Origin of the sequence: Streptomyces sp. NPDC088910, assembly GCF_044749865.1 — a bacterium.
GTDB lineage: Bacteria > Actinomycetota > Actinomycetes > Streptomycetales > Streptomycetaceae > Actinacidiphila.
Map to the genome: position 1 here is coordinate 334,867 of NZ_JBIVIV010000006.1, position 14,776 is coordinate 349,642.

A 14,776-nucleotide genomic window follows, 5' to 3' on the forward strand; every position below is an offset into this window, starting at 1 on the left:
CCGTGGGATTCGGGCGGGGATTCGGGCGGGGAAGGTCGGGCGAAGGGATGTCGCGCGAAGGACGTGGGCGAAGGACGTGGGGCGATTTATTTAGCCAAGTAAAGTATCACCCATGGCCCTGCGGCCGGACACCTGGGCGACCCGGCCGCTCAGCCGAAATAGGCGGCGTTGAGCTCGGCCCCCTGGAGGGAGGACGGCGTGCCGGTGGCGGCGATCCGGCCGTCGCGCAGGACGATCAGCCGTTCGCTGGCCCTGGCCAGGCGGTCGCTGTTCTGCTCGACGACCAGCATCGAGATGCCCTCGGCCTGGAGGGCCCGCAGGGACGCGTAGATCTTCTCGATCACGACCGGGGCGAGCCCCAGCGACGGCTCGTCCAGGAGCAGCAGTCTGGGCCGCTGGATGACGGCGCGGGCCAGGGAGAGCATCTGCTGCTCCCCGCCGGAGAGCAGGCCCGCGAGCTGCGTGCGGCGCTCCGCCAGGATCGGGAACAACTCGTAGACCAGGGCCTGCTTCTCGGCGATCGCGCGCCGCACGGCGCGCCTGCTCAGCCGCATCGCGGAGATCTGCAGATTCTCCTCGACCGTGAGCGGGCGCAGGACGCGGTGCCCCTCCGGCACGATCACGATCCCCTTGCGGACGCTGGCGGCCGTCGAGAATCCGTTCATCCGCTCGCCCTGGAAGGAGACCTCCCCCGACCGGGGCTTGAGGCCGCCGCTGAGGGCGCGCATCAGGGTCGTCTTGCCCGCGCCGTTCATCCCGACCAGGCCGAGCAGTTCGCCCTCGGCGAGGGTGAAGGAGACGTCGTGGAGTACGGGTTGGTGGTCGCCGTAGCCGGCCGTCAGGCCGGTGACGTCGAGAAGCGGCGTGCTCATCCGGGAACCCCCAGGTAGGCGGAGATGACCTCTTGCTGTGCGAAGACCTCGTCGGGCGGGCCCTCCGCGATGACCTGGCCGTGGTCCAGGACGTAGACGCGGTCGCAGGCGCTGGTGATCAGCGGAAGATTGTGGTCGACCAGGACCACCCCGAGGTCGCGGGCGCCGAGCGCGCGGACGGTCGCGGCGATCTCCTGGCGTTCGAACTCGGTCAGTCCCGCGCCGGGTTCGTCCAGCAGCAGGAACGCCGGGTCGAGCATCAGATTGCGGGCGATCTCGACCAGGCGGAGCACGCCGTACGGCTGGTCCGCGGCCAGGCTCCTGGCGCGGTCGGCGAGGGCGAGGTCGGTGAGCAGGGTCATCGCCCGGTCGCGTCCGGCCAGCGCCTGCTTGCGGGCGGCCGGGCTCAGCAGCGACTGGCGGAGCCAGCCGACCTTGCCGATGCCGTCCCCGGCGAGCATGACGTTCTCCAGCAGGGTCAGTTCGGGGATGACCTTCGGGCTCTGGAACGTCCGGCCGATGCCCGCCCGCACGAGGTTCTGCGCGGGCGTGCCGAGGATCTCGTCGTCGCCGAGGCGCACGGAGCCGGTCGCCCGGACGTCCCCGGTGATCGCGTTCAGGAGCGTGGTCTTGCCCGCGCCGTTGGGGCCGATGAGTCCGATGACCTCACCGGTCGCGAAGGAGAGCGAGACATCGTTGACCGCGGTGTTGCCGCCGAAGGCGACCGACACTCCGCGCACCTCGACCCGTGCGTCCCGGTGCACGGCCCTGACCGAGTCCGCGAGGCGGTGGGTCACCTGGGTCACCGTCTCGGCGACGGCGAGGCCCGGTTCCCGCGGCTCCAACTCGCCGGTGGGCTCTGCCGCTTCGTCCGGCCGTCGGCGCCTGAGCAGCCACTTCACGAGGTTGTCCAGGCCGCCCGCGATGCCGCCGCGGGTGAGCACGACGAGCACCAGGATGCCCACGCCGTAGACCAGGTCCTGGGCCTGGCTGGTGGCCAGCGACAGCTCGTCCATCACCAGGATGGCGACGACGCCGAACACCGGGCCGAGGAAGTAGCCGCTTCCGCCGAGGATCGCGGCGAGCAGCAGCGCCACCAGGCGGGTGAAGCTGAAGGTCTCCAGGTCGATCACGAGCTGGAAGTGGGCGAAGAGCACCCCGGCGAGTCCGGCGAGGCCGCCGGAGATCGCGAAGGCGACCAGCCGCGTCGAGTCGGGCGAGACCCCCACCGAGGCGAGGACGCGCGGCCCCTCGCGCAGCGCGGTCAGTTTGCGCCGCATCGCCGACAGGTGGATGCGCAGGACGAGTTCGTATGTGAGCCACGCGAAGAACGCGGCGAGCCAGTAGTACGAGAGATAGCCGCTGATGAGCTGGTGGCCGAAGAACGTGGGCAGCGGAATCGAGTAGATGCCGATCGTGCCGCCGCTGAACTCGTGCCAGTTCACCATGACTTCGGCGAGCGCGAGCGCGAAGGCGAGCGTCTGGATGGCGAGGAACAGCTCGTTGAGCCCTCGGGTGGGTACCGCCACGAGAACGGAGAGCACGGTGGTGACCGCGACGGAGATCAGCAGCGCGGGCCAGAACGGCATTCCGAACCGGACTTCGAGATAGACGCTGGTGAAGGCCCCGACGCCGTAGGTGATGACGACCGAGAGATTGAAGATGCCCGCGTAGCCGTAGACGATGTTGAAGGCCGTCGTGAGGATGTACGCGATGACTCCGGCGGACGCCAGGTGGACGTAGTAGTCGTTGCCGCTGGCGATGAGTCCGACGATCACCAGGACCAGTGGGCCCGCGACGTGTTTGGCCCAGACCGAGGTCAGTGCCCTGCGTATTCCTTCGGGTTTCTTCGGGGCGCCGCTCACCTCGCGCGGTGCGGCCTTGTCCAGTCCGATGGTGCTCATACGCGCTCAGCCGTTCCGCGGAAGGTGAACAGCCCTGTCGGCCGCACGAGCAGCACCAGGGACAGGATCACGAAGAGTGAGGTCAGGTGGTAACTGGCGGCGATGTGCTGGTCGGTGAAGGTCATCACGAAGCCGGCCACGACGGCGCCGCCCACCGCGCCGAAGAGACTTCCGAGGCCGCCGATGACGGCGCCGACCAGGCTCAGGACGAGGAGGGTGGGCGCGACGTCGACCGAGACGCTGCCGAGCGAGGCCTGGAAGATGCCGCCGATGACCAGGCAGGCGCCCGAGACCACCCAGGCGAGCAGTTCGAACCGCATCGTGCGGACGCCGTAGACCTGCGCCAGTTCGTGGTCGAAGGAGACGGCGGACAGGTGGTGCCCGATGAGCGTCCGGTCGAACAGGAACCACATCACGAGCAGCAGGAGGAGCGACAGGCCGATGACCAGCAGCCGTTGCTTGGAGGTCTCGTAACTGCCGATCGAGACCGAGCCGTGGATCCAGGGCTGCACGATCGAGGGCTCGCCGCCGAACCACGTGCGGGTCAGGAAGTTGAGCAGGAGTCCGAAGCCGAGGGTGGCGAGGGTCAGGCCGATCACCGGCACCTTCTTGCGCTGCGCGGGCACGATCGCGATCGCGTAGCAGGCGGCGCCCAGGACACCGCCGACCACGATCGTCAGGACGACGCCGAGACCGCTGTTGCCGGCCCCCCAGGAGGCGCACGCGGCACCGGCGAAGACGCAGAAGTTCCCCGCGCCGAAGTTGACGACGCCGCTCACACGGAACACCAGACTCACCGCCAGGACCAGCGGAATCAGCACCGCCGCCTGCGAGAGGCCGGTCACGACCAGCGAGATCATTGCGCACTCCCTTGTGCCCAGGAACGGTCCGCACCAGAATCTTTCACATGGCTAACTGCTATGAGACTGAGGTCGCGGATCACCCCTGTCAAGGGGTCGTCGGAAACCTTCCGCGTCGGCTCGCGTCGGCCCGCGTCGGCACTGCCGGATTTACTTAGCATGATGTAACGTTCGTCGCCCGACCACAGAGAGGGGCCCTTCATGAGCACCGAGCCGCTGCTCCGGCTGTACCACACCGGCATGATCGTGGACAGCCTCGACAAGGCGATGGCGGCCATGGGCGACGCCCTGCGCCTGGACTGGGCACCGCCGCTGACCTCGACCGTTCCGCTGGAGTGCCCCGACGGCGTCGTCGGGCGCGAGGTCCGCTTCACCTACTCGCTCCAGGGCCCGCACTTCATCGAACTGCTGGAGCAGATCGACCCGGCGCCGTACCTCAACGTGACGGGCGGGCGCAGGGTCCACCACCTCGGCTACTACACCGACGACCTGCGCGCCGCGGCGGCGGCGCTGGAGGCCAGGGGATACCGGCGCGAGCTGAACGGCGTCGCCGAGGACGGCGGCATCGGCCGCGCCACCTTCCACTACAACCCCGAATCCCCCGGCATGTGGATCGAGTTGGTCTCGCACGAGGTGGCCGAGCAGATCGACGGCTGGATCGCCGAGGCCGCCGCCGCCAAGAACATCCCGTACGTCTCCCCGTTCGCATGAGCGGGCCGCTGACCGGACTCCACGTCCTCGACCTGTCGACGTACGTGGCGGGCCCCTCCGCGACGATGACGCTCGCCCAACTCGGCGCGGACGTCGTACGGGTGGACCCCGTCGGCGGCGCCACGGACACCCGGCGGCTGCCGCGCGGCGCGGACGGCACCAGCCTGTACTGGGCAGGGCTCAACAAGGGCAAGCGCTCGGTCGAGGCCGATCTGCGGTCGGAGTCCGGGCGCGACGTGGTGCGCGAGCTGCTGGCCGCACCGGGCGGCGGCCACGGCCTGCTGGTCACCAACGCGGTCGGCCAGTCGTGGCTGGACTACCAGGAACTGCGCCGCGTCAGGCCCGATGTCATCGTCGCCCACATCGGGGGGCGCGGCGACGGACGTCCGGCGGTCGACTACACGATCAACTCCGAGGTGGGCCTGCCCTGGCTCACCGGGCCCGTGGACTCCTCGCTCCCGGTCAACCACGTCCTGCCCGCCTGGGACCTGCTCACCGGTCTGCACGTGGCGCTGGCCCTGCTCGCGGCGCACACCGAACGCGCCGCCACCGGTCGCGGCCGGCTCGTCGAGGTCAACCTCGCGGACGTCGCCGCCGCGACCATGGCCCACCTCGGCTTCGTCGCCGACGCGGTGGTGAACGGCGCGGGACGGCTGCGCGACGGCAACTACCTCTACGGCAGCTACGGTTGCGACTTCGCGACCGGCGACGGCCGCCGGGTCATGGTCGTCGCCCTGACCGCCAGGCACTGGGACAAGCTCGTCGGACTGACCGGCACACGTACCGTCCTCGACAGCCTTCAGCGCACGCTCGGCGTGGACTTCGGCGACGAGGCGGCGCGCTACGAGCACCGGGACCTGATCTCGGCGATCCTCGCGCCGTGGTTCTCCGCGCACACCCACACCGAGGCCGTCGCCGCGCTCGACGCCGGGCACGTCCTGTGGGGCGACTACCGGACCGTCGGCGAATTCGTCCGCGATCCGCTCGTGACCGCCAACGGCCTGTTCCACCAGGTGGATCAGCCGGGCGTCGGCGTGTTCCCCGTACCGGGTCCGGTCACGCGGTCGGCCGGATGGGGGCAGGACACGCCCGCCCCCGCGCCCCGGCTCGGCGCCGACAACGACGCGGTCCTGCGCGAGTGGTCGCGGGCACCTGCCGAAGAGCCGCGGGTCGAAAGCCGCCCGATATGAGCACCGCCCGGCTCTTCCTCACCTTCACGCACCTCAACGACGCCACCCGGCACGCCGAGTACAACGCGTGGCACCAGCTCGACCACCTGCCGGAGAACGCGCTGCTCCCCGGCGTCGCCTGGGGGGACCGCTGGGTCCGCACCCCGCGGTGCGCGGCGGCCGGCCATGTCGGCGACGACGCCTACGCACCCGTCCAGTACGCCGTCGCCTACGGGTTCCGTGCCCCGCTGGAGTCCGCGCTGCGGGAGTGGACCGGCCTCAACCAGCGCGCGCTGTGGTGGGGCCGCCGCCCCGAACTGCCCTGGACCGAACGACGCCCGGTCGGCTTCTTCCACCCGGTCAAGGAGTACGCGGCCCCGCGCGTCCTCGTCGCGGCGGCGGCGCTCCCGCACCGCCCGCACCGGGGCGTCCACCTCACGCTGTCCAGGACGGCCGCTCCCGCCGAGCCCGCGGGCGCGGCCCGTTTCGCCGCGCTGGACCGGGAGTTGATCCCGGCGGTGCTCGCGGTGCCCGGTGTCGCGGGCGCGGCGACGTACCGGTTCGCCGAGGGCGCGGGCGGGTTCGGGTCACCGGCCGGGAGCGCCGACGACGGTCTGACGGTGCGCGTGCTGTACCTCGACGGCGACGTCCTGGAGACAAGCGCTCGCGTCGAGGACGCGCGGCCCGACTGGATCGGGCGGGACAGCGCGCCCGGCGACGCGGAGCACGTCCTGCTGAGCACGCCGATGCTGTCAATCCGCCCGTGGGAGTGGGACTGGTTCGACGGCGGCCGGCCGCGGCTCTGACCGGCGCGCGCGGCGGCTCGGCACACAGCAGCTGACCACGACCGAGGCCGCGCAGGTGGCGGCGCAGGCGAGCGCGGCCCAGGTCAGCCCGGTCGTCGTCGCCTCCCCCGCCGGTCCGTGGGCCGCGCCGATCAGCGCCGCGGTGACCGCGCTGCCCACCGCGCCGCCGACCGCCCGCAGCAGGATGTTGACGCTGGTGGCGCTGCCGGTCTCGCCCGGTTCGACCGAGTCGACGATGAGGCCGGGCAGCGTGCCGAAGGTCGCCCCCGCTCCCCAGGACGTCAGGACGACCGCCGCCACCAGCAGCGCCAGGTGCCCGTCGACCTCGATCAGCATCAGCGGCCCGAGCGCGCCGACGACGCCTCCCGACGCCAGCGCGACCCGTCGGCCCCTGGCCCGCGCCAGCGCCGTCGCGGTGCGGCTGCTCAGGTAGTTGCACAGCGCGATGGGGACCATCACCACACCGATCGCGCTGAGACTGAGCCCCACGCCGTACCGCGTGTCGCGGGAGGCGAGACCGATGCGGGTGATGAGGACGGGCGTGTTGTACAGGCTCACGCCCATCAGCAGGCCGGTGAGGTGCGCGGCGAGGACGTCGCGCCGGGCGAAGAGCCGCAGTTGCACCAAGGGGTGGGGGGCGCGCAGTTCCAGCCGGATCCACCACAGCGACAGGCAGAGGGCCGCTGCGCCGAGGACGAGCACCTCGGCGCTCGACCAGCCCCAGGAGTTGCCCTGGCTGACGGCCAGCAGCGCGCACGCCGTGGCGGCGATCAGGACCACCGCGCCCGGCACGTCCAGCGGCGCGTCGCGGCCCACCGGCACCGTTCGCGGCAGACCGGCGGCCACCGCGAGCGTGACGAGCAGCGCGAGCACCGTGGCGCCGCCGTACGCCGCCCGCAGACCGAAGTGATCGGCCACGAACGTCGTGAGCGGGTAGGCCGCCCCGGCGCCGAGCGCCGTGGTGATCGACAGCAGCGCGACCAGGCGGGCCGTCGCGGGACCGGAGTACAGGTCGCGGGCGCACGCGATGGTCATCGCCACCAGCGCCACCGCGACGCCCTGGAGCGCGCGTCCCGCCAGGAAGACCCCGAAGTGGGTCCCGGCGGCGGAGACCGCGCATCCGAGGGTGACCAGCGCGCACACCACGACCATCGCGGGTCTTCGCCGCCGTCCGTCGGCGAGCCGGCCGAGCAGCGGGGTCAAGGTGGCGCCGACGAGCAGGGTGATCGTGTACGACCACTGGGACGCCTCGGTGCCGACGCCGAAGGTCTGCTGGACCCGCGGCACGAGCGGGGCGCCGAGGGTGACGACCGCCGCCGACACCAGGGCGGCGGACACCAGCAGTGCCGACAGGGCACGCCCGCGCGCCCCCGGCCCCGGCGGCCGGTCGTTCAGAGGGTCACCGTCAGCCTGTCCACCGACCGCATCTTCAGGCCCGACCACGCGGGCTCGAACCCGTCGGCCAGGCGCATGCCGGGGAACCGGTCGAGCAGGACGTTCGAGGCCATCTCCAGCTCGGACTTGGCGAGCATCGCGCCGAGGCAGAAGTGCCGCCCCGAGCCGAAGGCGAAGGTGTCACCGGCCGCGGTGAACGTCTTGGCGTGGTCGAGGTCGGGCCGGTGGAAGTCGAAGGTGTCCGGGTCGGAGAACCGGTCCTCGTCGCGGTTGGCCGAGGCCATGAGGAGCATCACCAGGGTGCCCGCGGGCAGCAGGGTGCCCTTGACCTCGACGTCCTGGGTGACCTTGCGGCCGTTCATCTGGGACGGCGGGCTGATCCGCAGGGTCTCGCTGATCGCGGGGATGACCTGCGAGCGGTCGTCCCGTACCTCCTCGAACAGCGTCCGCTCGCGCAGCAGATAGGCGAACATACTGGCCAGCGCCTTGCCGGTGGTCTCGGACCCGGCGTTGAGCAACTGCGTGACGTGGGTGAGGATTTCGAGGTCGTCCAGGCGCTCGCCGTCGATCTCGGCGGTGATCAGCCCGGAGATGAGGTCGTCGCCGAGGTGCGAGCGGCGGTCCTCGATCACGGGGGCGAGGTACTCCCAGAGTTCCTTGGTGGCCCGGCGGCCGAGTTCGTCGATCTCCGGGTCGCGGGCGAGGTTGCCGAGGAAGGCCACGTGCCTGCTGTACCAGTCGAAGAACCGGTCGTAGTCGCTGTGCGGCAGGCCGAGCATGTCGGTGATCACGTAGACCGGCAGGTAGTAGCCGAAGTCGGCCAGCAGGTCGACGGTGTCGCCCGGCCGGAAGCCGCGGGTGAGGTGCGCGGACGCCGACGCGACGGAGCGGTCCAGGATCGTCGCGACATTGCGCGCGATGACCGGCGCCCACTTCTCCAGGCCCTTGCCGCGGAAGTACGGGGTGACCAGGGCCTTCTTGCGGCTGTGTTCGGCGCCGTCCATCTGGAGCATCGAGCGGCCGAAGACGGGCTGGAGGCTGACCTCGTAGTTCTGGGTGGAGAACAGCGGGTTGCGGTAGGCGGCTCCGACGTCGGCGTGCTTGCTGATCAGGTAGCCGCGGTAGCCGTCGTCCCAGTGCACGGGGGCCTCGGCCCGCAGCCGCCGGTAGAAGGCGTCGGGGTCGGCCGCGACCTCGGAGGAGAGGAATCCGGGCAGCGTCCCAGCGGTGGTGTCGGTCATCACGACGTCGCCTCCTGCGCGATCTCGTCGAGTCGGTATCCGGGTGTGCCCCCCGTGAGCGGCATGACGGTCAGCGACAGGCCGCCGTCGACGGGCAGGTCCACGCCGGTGACATGCCCGGCGCGCGGACCCGCGAGGTAGAGCACGGCGTCGGCGATGTCCTCGGCGCGCGCGATCTTCCGCATGGGGGAGACCGCTTCGCGGTAACGCCGGTTCGCCGCGGCGGCCGTGTCCTCCGCGTCGCCGAACGATTTACGGGTCAGGCCGGTGTCCGTCGGTCCCGGCGAGACGCAGTTGGCCCGGATTCCGTACCGGCCCCATTCCACCGCCATCTGCTGGACCATCATCTTCAGCGCCGCCTTGCTCGCGCTGTACATGCCGAGCGGCGGTGTCGGATGCGTCGCGGAGATCGACGCGGTGGCGACGATCGCACCGCGCGACGCGCGGAGCGCCGGGAAGGCCGCCCGTGCCAGCAGGAAGGTCGCGCGGGTGTTGACGTCGAACGTGCGCTGGAAGGTCTCCAGGCTGAGGTCTTCGAGCGGGTCGGCCGAGCTGATCCCGGCGTTGCTCACGAGGGCGTCGAGGCCGCCGAAGGCGGAGACGGCCTCTTCCACCGCCTTGCCGACCGCCGCCGGGTCGCTCAGGTCGACGGCCAGCGGCAGGCATTCGGCGCCGGTCCCCCGGAGTTCGGCGGCGACCGCCTCGATGGCCCCGGCGTCGCGGTCGAGCAGCGCGAGCCGCGCCTGCCCGGCTCCTTCGCTCCCGGCCGCGCGCGCGGCCAGGGTCGCCACCGCACGTCCGATCCCACTGCCCGCGCCCGTGATGAGGTAGCGCACCGGAACCTCCCGATCATTCATTTAGCAATGTGAAATAACACGATAGGAGTGCTGCCCGCCACCGTCAAGGCACGGGATCGGCCGCCGTCACGGCATCCGATCAGCCCAGCAGTCGGACCGGCATGGCCAGTGGCGTACGCAGCGAACGGCCGCCCCAGCGCAGATCGGCCTCGACCGGCCGCGCGCCGGGGAACCTGCGCGCGATCGTGCCGAACAGCGCCGTCGCCTCCATCCGCGCCAGACCGGCCCCCAGGCAGAAGTGCGGCCCGAGGCCGAGCGAGACGTGCGCGCGGCTGTCGGCGCGGGCGATGTCCAGCTCGTCCGGCCGCGCGAAGACCGCGGGGTCCCGGTTGGCCGCGGCGAGCACGCCGATGACGGTGTCGCCCGCCTCGACCGCGACGCCGTCGACCTCCCGCCCCTCCTTCGCGACGTACGGCAGGAAGTGCGCGGGCGTGACGAAGCGCAGCAGCTCCTCCACCGCCGCCGGGACCCGCTCGGGCTCCGCGACGAGCAGGTCCCACTGGTCCTGATGGCGCAGCAGTTCGAGCAGTCCGATGGCCAGCAGATTGCTGGTCGTCTCGTGCCCCGCGAAGATCATCAGCGCCATCATGGCCATCGCCTCCTCGTGGGAGACCACGCCGCTGTCCTCCGATTCCAGCAGCGCGGCCACGAGGCCGGTCTCGGAGCCGCTCGCCCGCTGGCGCGCCACGAGCACGTCGATGTACGTCATCAGGTGCCGGTACGCCTCGTCGGCCTCGACCGCCGCCCTCTCGGAGTCGGCGTTGAACTTGTTCTCGGCGATCTTCTGGGCCCACGAGTGGACCATGTCGAGGTCGTCGATCGGGATGCCCAGGAGGTCGCCGAGCACCTGGAGGGGAAGGGAGTACGCGAACTTCTTGAAGTCGGCCTCGCCGCCGCCCGCCGCCAGCGCGGTCAGATTGCGGTCGACCCGTTCGCTGACCTTGTCCTGCATCTCACGGGCCAGATTGCGCGCCGAGAACGGCGGCTGGACCGCCCGCCGCACCCGCGGGTGGTCCGGCGGGTCCATCCGCACCAACTGGTGGAACTCCTGGTCGAGGACCCGGCCGAAGGCGGCGCTGCCGTGCGGGCTGAACTCCCGCTTGGCGCGCTCGTAGCGCGCGGAGGTCTTCGTGCCCTGACGGCTGTAGAGGATGTTGTTGTCCCCGAGCAGTTGGTGCACGTGCTCGTGCCGGCTCAGGATCACCACGTCGCCCTGCTTCCAGACGGGGATCTCCTCGCGCAGCCGGTTCCAGGTGGGGTACGGGTCCGCGAGTCTGTCGCCGTCCCCGGCCAGCAGGGCGAGTACGTCGTCCCGCAGGGCGTCCGCGCCCGCGCCCGTACCGCTGCTCATGCCCGTACCTCCGCTCGTTCCCGCACCGCTGCTTGATCCCGCACCGTCACTGACTCCCGCACCGCCGCGTGATCCCGCACCGTCACTGACTCCCGCACCGTCGCTCACTCCCGCACCGCTACGACGAGCTTGCCGACGACGCGGCCGGTGAGCAGGTCGGCGAAGGCCGGGCCCGCGGCGGCCAGGCCGGGCGCCAGGTGGATCTCCTGGTCGAGGGCGCCCGAGGCGATCATGTCCGCGAGGGCCCGGCGCGCGTCGGCGTTCTCCGCGGCGAAGTCGGCCGCGCGGAAACCCTGGACGGTCAGCGAACGGGTCACCAGCCGGAACCAGTTGTCCAGCGGCAGCGGCGGGACCACCGCCTCGCCGATGCCGGACATCTGCCCGCACAGGGCGACGCGGCCGAGCGGTCCCAGCCGCTCGACCAGCCGTGCGGACGTCTCGCCCCACACGTTGTCGAAGACCGCGTGCAGCCCTTCGGGCGCCCAGCGGTCGACCTCGGCGGTCCAGTCCGGAGCCCGGTGGTCGACGGCGGTGATGCCGAGCCGCTTGAGGCCGTGCGCCTTGTCGGGGCCGCCCACGACGCCGAGGACGTCGGCGCCGCTCGCGGCGATGAGCTGCGCGGCGACCTGGCCCACTCCCCCGAAGGCGCCGGTCACGACGATCTTCTCGCCGCGACGCGGGCGGAGCACCCGCCGTACCCCGAAGTAGGCGGTCAGACCGGTCAGTCCGAGCAGACCGACCGCGTGGTGGAGGGCCACACCCTCCGGGGCGTCGTACCGCTCGGCGCTCGCGGCCGGGACGCGGACCGCGGTGGCCCAGGCGCCCGGCGCGGTCACCGTGTCCCCGACCTCGAACGCGTCGCTCCGGGACTCCACGACGGTGCCGACGACTCCGGCGGGCGGGACGAAACCGGCGCCCTCCGACCGGAGCCGGATCCGCTGCGAGGGATCGAGGGAGGCGTACCGGACCTCGACGAGGATCTCGCCGTCGACCGCCGGGGGCAGTTCCCGTTCGGCCACCTCGAACGAACCGGCGGTGAGGGGTTCCGCGCCGTCGTGGGTGAGCCGGGCTTCGTGTGTGGTGACCGACCCTGCCATGGGGGCCCCTTTCGGATTGCGCAATAAATTAGCATGGTTAATGGATTATCGACAGAATCCCGCCGGCTCATCGGACGACTCGTCCGCCGGCTCGTTCGTCAGCTCGTGCGGCGGCTCGTGCGTTAGCTCCTGCGGCGGCCGGGCGCCGGCTATTGCAGCGGGTTCACGGCCCGGTGGTCGCCGACCGCCGCCGCCAGGCGGGAGAGGTGGTGGCGCCGGTCGCCCAGCAGGTGCTCGATGGTGGTGAGCCGCATCGCGTAGTGCCCGACCTGGTACTCCATGGTCATGCCGATCCCGCCGTGCAACTGGATCGCCTCCTGGCCGATGTGCCGCCCGGACTCGGCGGCCCGGAGCTTGGCGCGCGACGCCGCCTCGATGCCTTCGGCCGCGCCGCTCTCCGCCTGACCGCCCTCCCGCTCCCTCTCGTCGCTTTCCGCGAGCACCATCGACGCCCACAGCACCGTGCTGCGCGCGAGTTCGAGCGAGACGTACATGTCGGAGGCGCGGAAGGTGAGGTTCTGGAAGGCGCTCAGCGGTTTCCCGAACTGGCGGCGGTCGCGCAGGTAGTCGCGGGTGATCTCCAGCGCGCGCTCCATGGCGCCGAGCGCCTCGTGGGCGTACGCCACCTGCGCGCGGGCCCGGGCGTACGCGATCACGCCGGTCGCGTCGGCGGCCGGATCGCCCAGCGGCTCGGCGGCGGTCGCGCCGAAGGTCACCCGGGCGGCGCGTCCCCCGTCGTACGTACCGAACGGGGTCCGCTCGCCCCCGGCCGTCGTGAAGAGCGCCGGTGTTCCGCCGACGTCGGCGACCACCACGAGCAGGTCGGCACGGGCTCCGTTGAGTACGGGCGAGGCGCCGCCGTCCAGCACCCAGCGCTCGCCGTCGCGCCGGGCCGTGACGCCGGGACCGCCGACGTACGCCGGAAGGAGGGTGCCGTCCGCGATGCCGGACACGTCGCCGCCCGCCCGCGCGAGGAGGCCGCCGCACAGGACGACGGCCTCGACGAAGGGCTCGGGGGCCAGTACGCGCCCGATCTCCTCGGCCACCACGCCGACTTCGACCGGGCCCGCGCCCATGCCGCCGGCCTCTTCCGCGAACGGCAGTCCGAGGACGCCCATCGCGGCCAGCCGGGACCACATGGTCTCGTCGTATCCCGGCTCCTCGGCCGTGGCGTCACGGCGGCCCTGGACCGTGGCGTAGGCCGTGCCCAACAGACCGCGTGCGGCGTCCCGCAGGGCGCGCTGCTCGTCGGTGCGGTCGAAGTCCATGTCTCACAGCCCCAGGATCGTGCCGGCGATGATCTGTCGTTGCACCTCGTTGGAGCCGCCGTAGATGCTCGCGGCCCGCAGGTGGAGATAGGCCGCGGCGGCCGGGCGGGTCCACGGCGGCGCGCCCGCGGCCGGGTCGCCGGAGAGCCCCTGCTCGCCCGCGAGGCCGAGGACGAGTTCGGTGACGGCCTGCTGGAGTTCGGATCCGGCGAGCTTGAGGACGGACGAGGCGGGCTGCGCCTTGCCGTCCGCCGAGTCGGCGGCGACCCGGATCGAGGTCAGTTCGACCGCCAGCAGGTCGTTCTCCAGCCGCGCGAAGTCCGCCGCGAGCAGCGGATCCTCGCGCAGCCGGTCCCCGGCCCATGTCTTGGCCTGCGCCAGCAGCCACTTGGTCCCGCCCACGCCCGCGATCCCCACCCGCTCGTTGCCGAGGAGGAATTTGGCGTAGTCCCACCCGTGGTTCTCCTGGCCGACGAGGTTGTCGACGGGGACGCGCACGTCCTCGAAGAAGACCTCGTTGACCAGGCTCCCGCCGTCGATGAGCTGGATCGGCCGGACGGTGACGCCCGGCGAGGCCATGTCGATCAGGAGGAAGGAGATGCCGGCCTGCTTGCGCGGGGCGTCCGGATCGGTGCGCACCAGCGTGAAGATCCAGTCGCCGTACTGGGCGTAGGAGGTCCAGGTCTTCTGGCCGTTGACGACATAGTGCGCGCCGTCGCGTACGGCCGAGGTGCGCAGAGCGGCCAGGTCGGAACCGGCGTCGGGCTCGGAGAAGCCCTGCGACCACCAGATGTCGACGTTCCGGGTGGCCGGCAGGAAGCGCTCCTTGAGCTCCCGCGAGCCGAACGCGGCGATGACCGGGCCGACCATCGAGGCGTTGAAGGTGACCGGCGGCGGAACGCAGGCCGCCTGCATCTCCTCGTGCCAGATGTGCCGTCGCAGCGGCGTCCAGTCCCTCCCGCCCCACTCGACCGGCCAGTTGGGCACCGCGATCCCGGCCGCGTCGAGCGTCCGCATCGACTCGACCATCTGCTCCTTGGTCAACTCCTCGCGCGCCGCCACCGTCTCCCGAATGTGCCCCGGCACCCGCGTGGTGAAGAACCGCCGCAACCCGTCACGGAAGGCCGCGTCCTCGGGCGACAACCTCAGCTTCATACGGCTCCTCGAGGAATCACTTAACATCCCTAAGTAATATCCTCACCGTGGCACGCCACCCGAACCCCCGTCAAGAAGCGCGAACGCCCC

At 71.6% G+C, this 14,776-nt stretch carries 13 protein-coding genes; 3 read left to right on the forward strand and 10 right to left on the reverse strand.

Features of this window, described 5'->3' with window-relative positions:
- Window positions 1-149: 149 nt before the first annotated feature.
- The 3 genes from ACIP4Z_RS16610 to ACIP4Z_RS16620 are packed head-to-tail and all read right to left on the reverse strand — an operon-like array spanning window position 150 to window position 3,636.
- A complete protein-coding gene (locus tag ACIP4Z_RS16610; protein ID WP_355342465.1) occupies window positions 150-872 on the reverse strand; it encodes an ABC transporter ATP-binding protein in 723 nt (240 codons plus the stop codon).
- Window positions 869-2,776 carry an ATP-binding cassette domain-containing protein gene (locus tag ACIP4Z_RS16615; RefSeq protein WP_401308639.1) on the reverse strand — a complete coding sequence of 636 codons (1,908 nt, stop codon included), beginning with the start codon at window positions 2,774-2,776 and terminating at the stop codon, window positions 869-871. Before ACIP4Z_RS16615 ends, ACIP4Z_RS16610 begins: the two co-directional genes overlap by 4 nt.
- On the reverse strand, window positions 2,773-3,636 hold the full coding sequence (locus ACIP4Z_RS16620; protein WP_355342471.1) for a branched-chain amino acid ABC transporter permease: 864 nt from the start codon (window positions 3,634-3,636) through the stop codon (window positions 2,773-2,775). The genes ACIP4Z_RS16615 and ACIP4Z_RS16620 overlap by 4 nt, the downstream gene beginning before the upstream one ends.
- A gap of 201 nt (window positions 3,637-3,837) precedes the next feature.
- On the opposite strand from ACIP4Z_RS16620, the gene ACIP4Z_RS16625 reads away from it, so the two are divergent.
- From ACIP4Z_RS16625 to ACIP4Z_RS16635, 3 genes are read left to right on the forward strand one after another with little or no spacing between them, the layout of a single operon-like run.
- Window positions 3,838-4,347, forward strand: a complete 510-nt coding sequence (locus ACIP4Z_RS16625; protein WP_188284259.1) for a VOC family protein — start codon at window positions 3,838-3,840, stop codon at window positions 4,345-4,347.
- Window positions 4,344-5,537 carry a CoA transferase gene (locus tag ACIP4Z_RS16630; RefSeq protein ID WP_401308644.1) on the forward strand — a complete coding sequence of 398 codons (1,194 nt, stop codon included), beginning with the start codon at window positions 4,344-4,346 and terminating at the stop codon, window positions 5,535-5,537. Before ACIP4Z_RS16625 ends, ACIP4Z_RS16630 begins: the two co-directional genes overlap by 4 nt.
- Complete coding sequence (locus tag ACIP4Z_RS16635) at window positions 5,534-6,322, forward strand: hypothetical protein (protein WP_401308647.1); 789 nt, start codon at window positions 5,534-5,536, stop codon at window positions 6,320-6,322. Before ACIP4Z_RS16630 ends, ACIP4Z_RS16635 begins: the two co-directional genes overlap by 4 nt.
- Here ACIP4Z_RS16635 and ACIP4Z_RS16640 read toward each other — a convergent pair.
- From ACIP4Z_RS16640 to ACIP4Z_RS16670, 7 genes are all read right to left on the reverse strand, one after another.
- Complete coding sequence (locus ACIP4Z_RS16640) at window positions 6,269-7,660, reverse strand: MFS transporter (protein ID WP_401308652.1); 1,392 nt, start codon at window positions 7,658-7,660, stop codon at window positions 6,269-6,271. The two genes, ACIP4Z_RS16635 and ACIP4Z_RS16640, sit on opposite strands and share 54 nt — an antisense overlap.
- A gap of 53 nt (window positions 7,661-7,713) precedes the next feature.
- Window positions 7,714-8,958, reverse strand: coding sequence for a cytochrome P450 (locus ACIP4Z_RS16645; RefSeq protein WP_391046059.1), 1,245 nt, complete (start codon window positions 8,956-8,958; stop codon window positions 7,714-7,716).
- Complete coding sequence (locus ACIP4Z_RS16650) at window positions 8,958-9,815, reverse strand: SDR family oxidoreductase (RefSeq protein ID WP_391046062.1); 858 nt, start codon at window positions 9,813-9,815, stop codon at window positions 8,958-8,960. The genes ACIP4Z_RS16645 and ACIP4Z_RS16650 overlap by 1 nt, the downstream gene beginning before the upstream one ends.
- A 79-nt stretch (window positions 9,816-9,894) precedes the next feature.
- On the reverse strand, window positions 9,895-11,166 hold the full coding sequence (locus ACIP4Z_RS16655) for a cytochrome P450 (RefSeq protein WP_401308655.1): 1,272 nt from the start codon (window positions 11,164-11,166) through the stop codon (window positions 9,895-9,897).
- 104 nt (window positions 11,167-11,270) lie between these two features.
- Window positions 11,271-12,263 (reverse strand): zinc-binding dehydrogenase, encoded by a 993-nt coding sequence (locus ACIP4Z_RS16660; RefSeq protein WP_401308658.1) that lies wholly within the window; start codon window positions 12,261-12,263, stop codon window positions 11,271-11,273.
- Between the two features lie 149 nt (window positions 12,264-12,412).
- Complete coding sequence (locus ACIP4Z_RS16665) at window positions 12,413-13,531, reverse strand: acyl-CoA dehydrogenase family protein (protein ID WP_401308661.1); 1,119 nt, start codon at window positions 13,529-13,531, stop codon at window positions 12,413-12,415.
- A 3-nt stretch (window positions 13,532-13,534) separates the two neighbouring features.
- The gene (locus ACIP4Z_RS16670) at window positions 13,535-14,686 is read right to left on the reverse strand and encodes an acyl-CoA dehydrogenase family protein (RefSeq protein WP_355342498.1); all 1,152 of its coding nucleotides are present in this window, start codon (window positions 14,684-14,686) and stop codon (window positions 13,535-13,537) included.
- Between the last annotated feature and the right edge of the window lie 90 nt (window positions 14,687-14,776).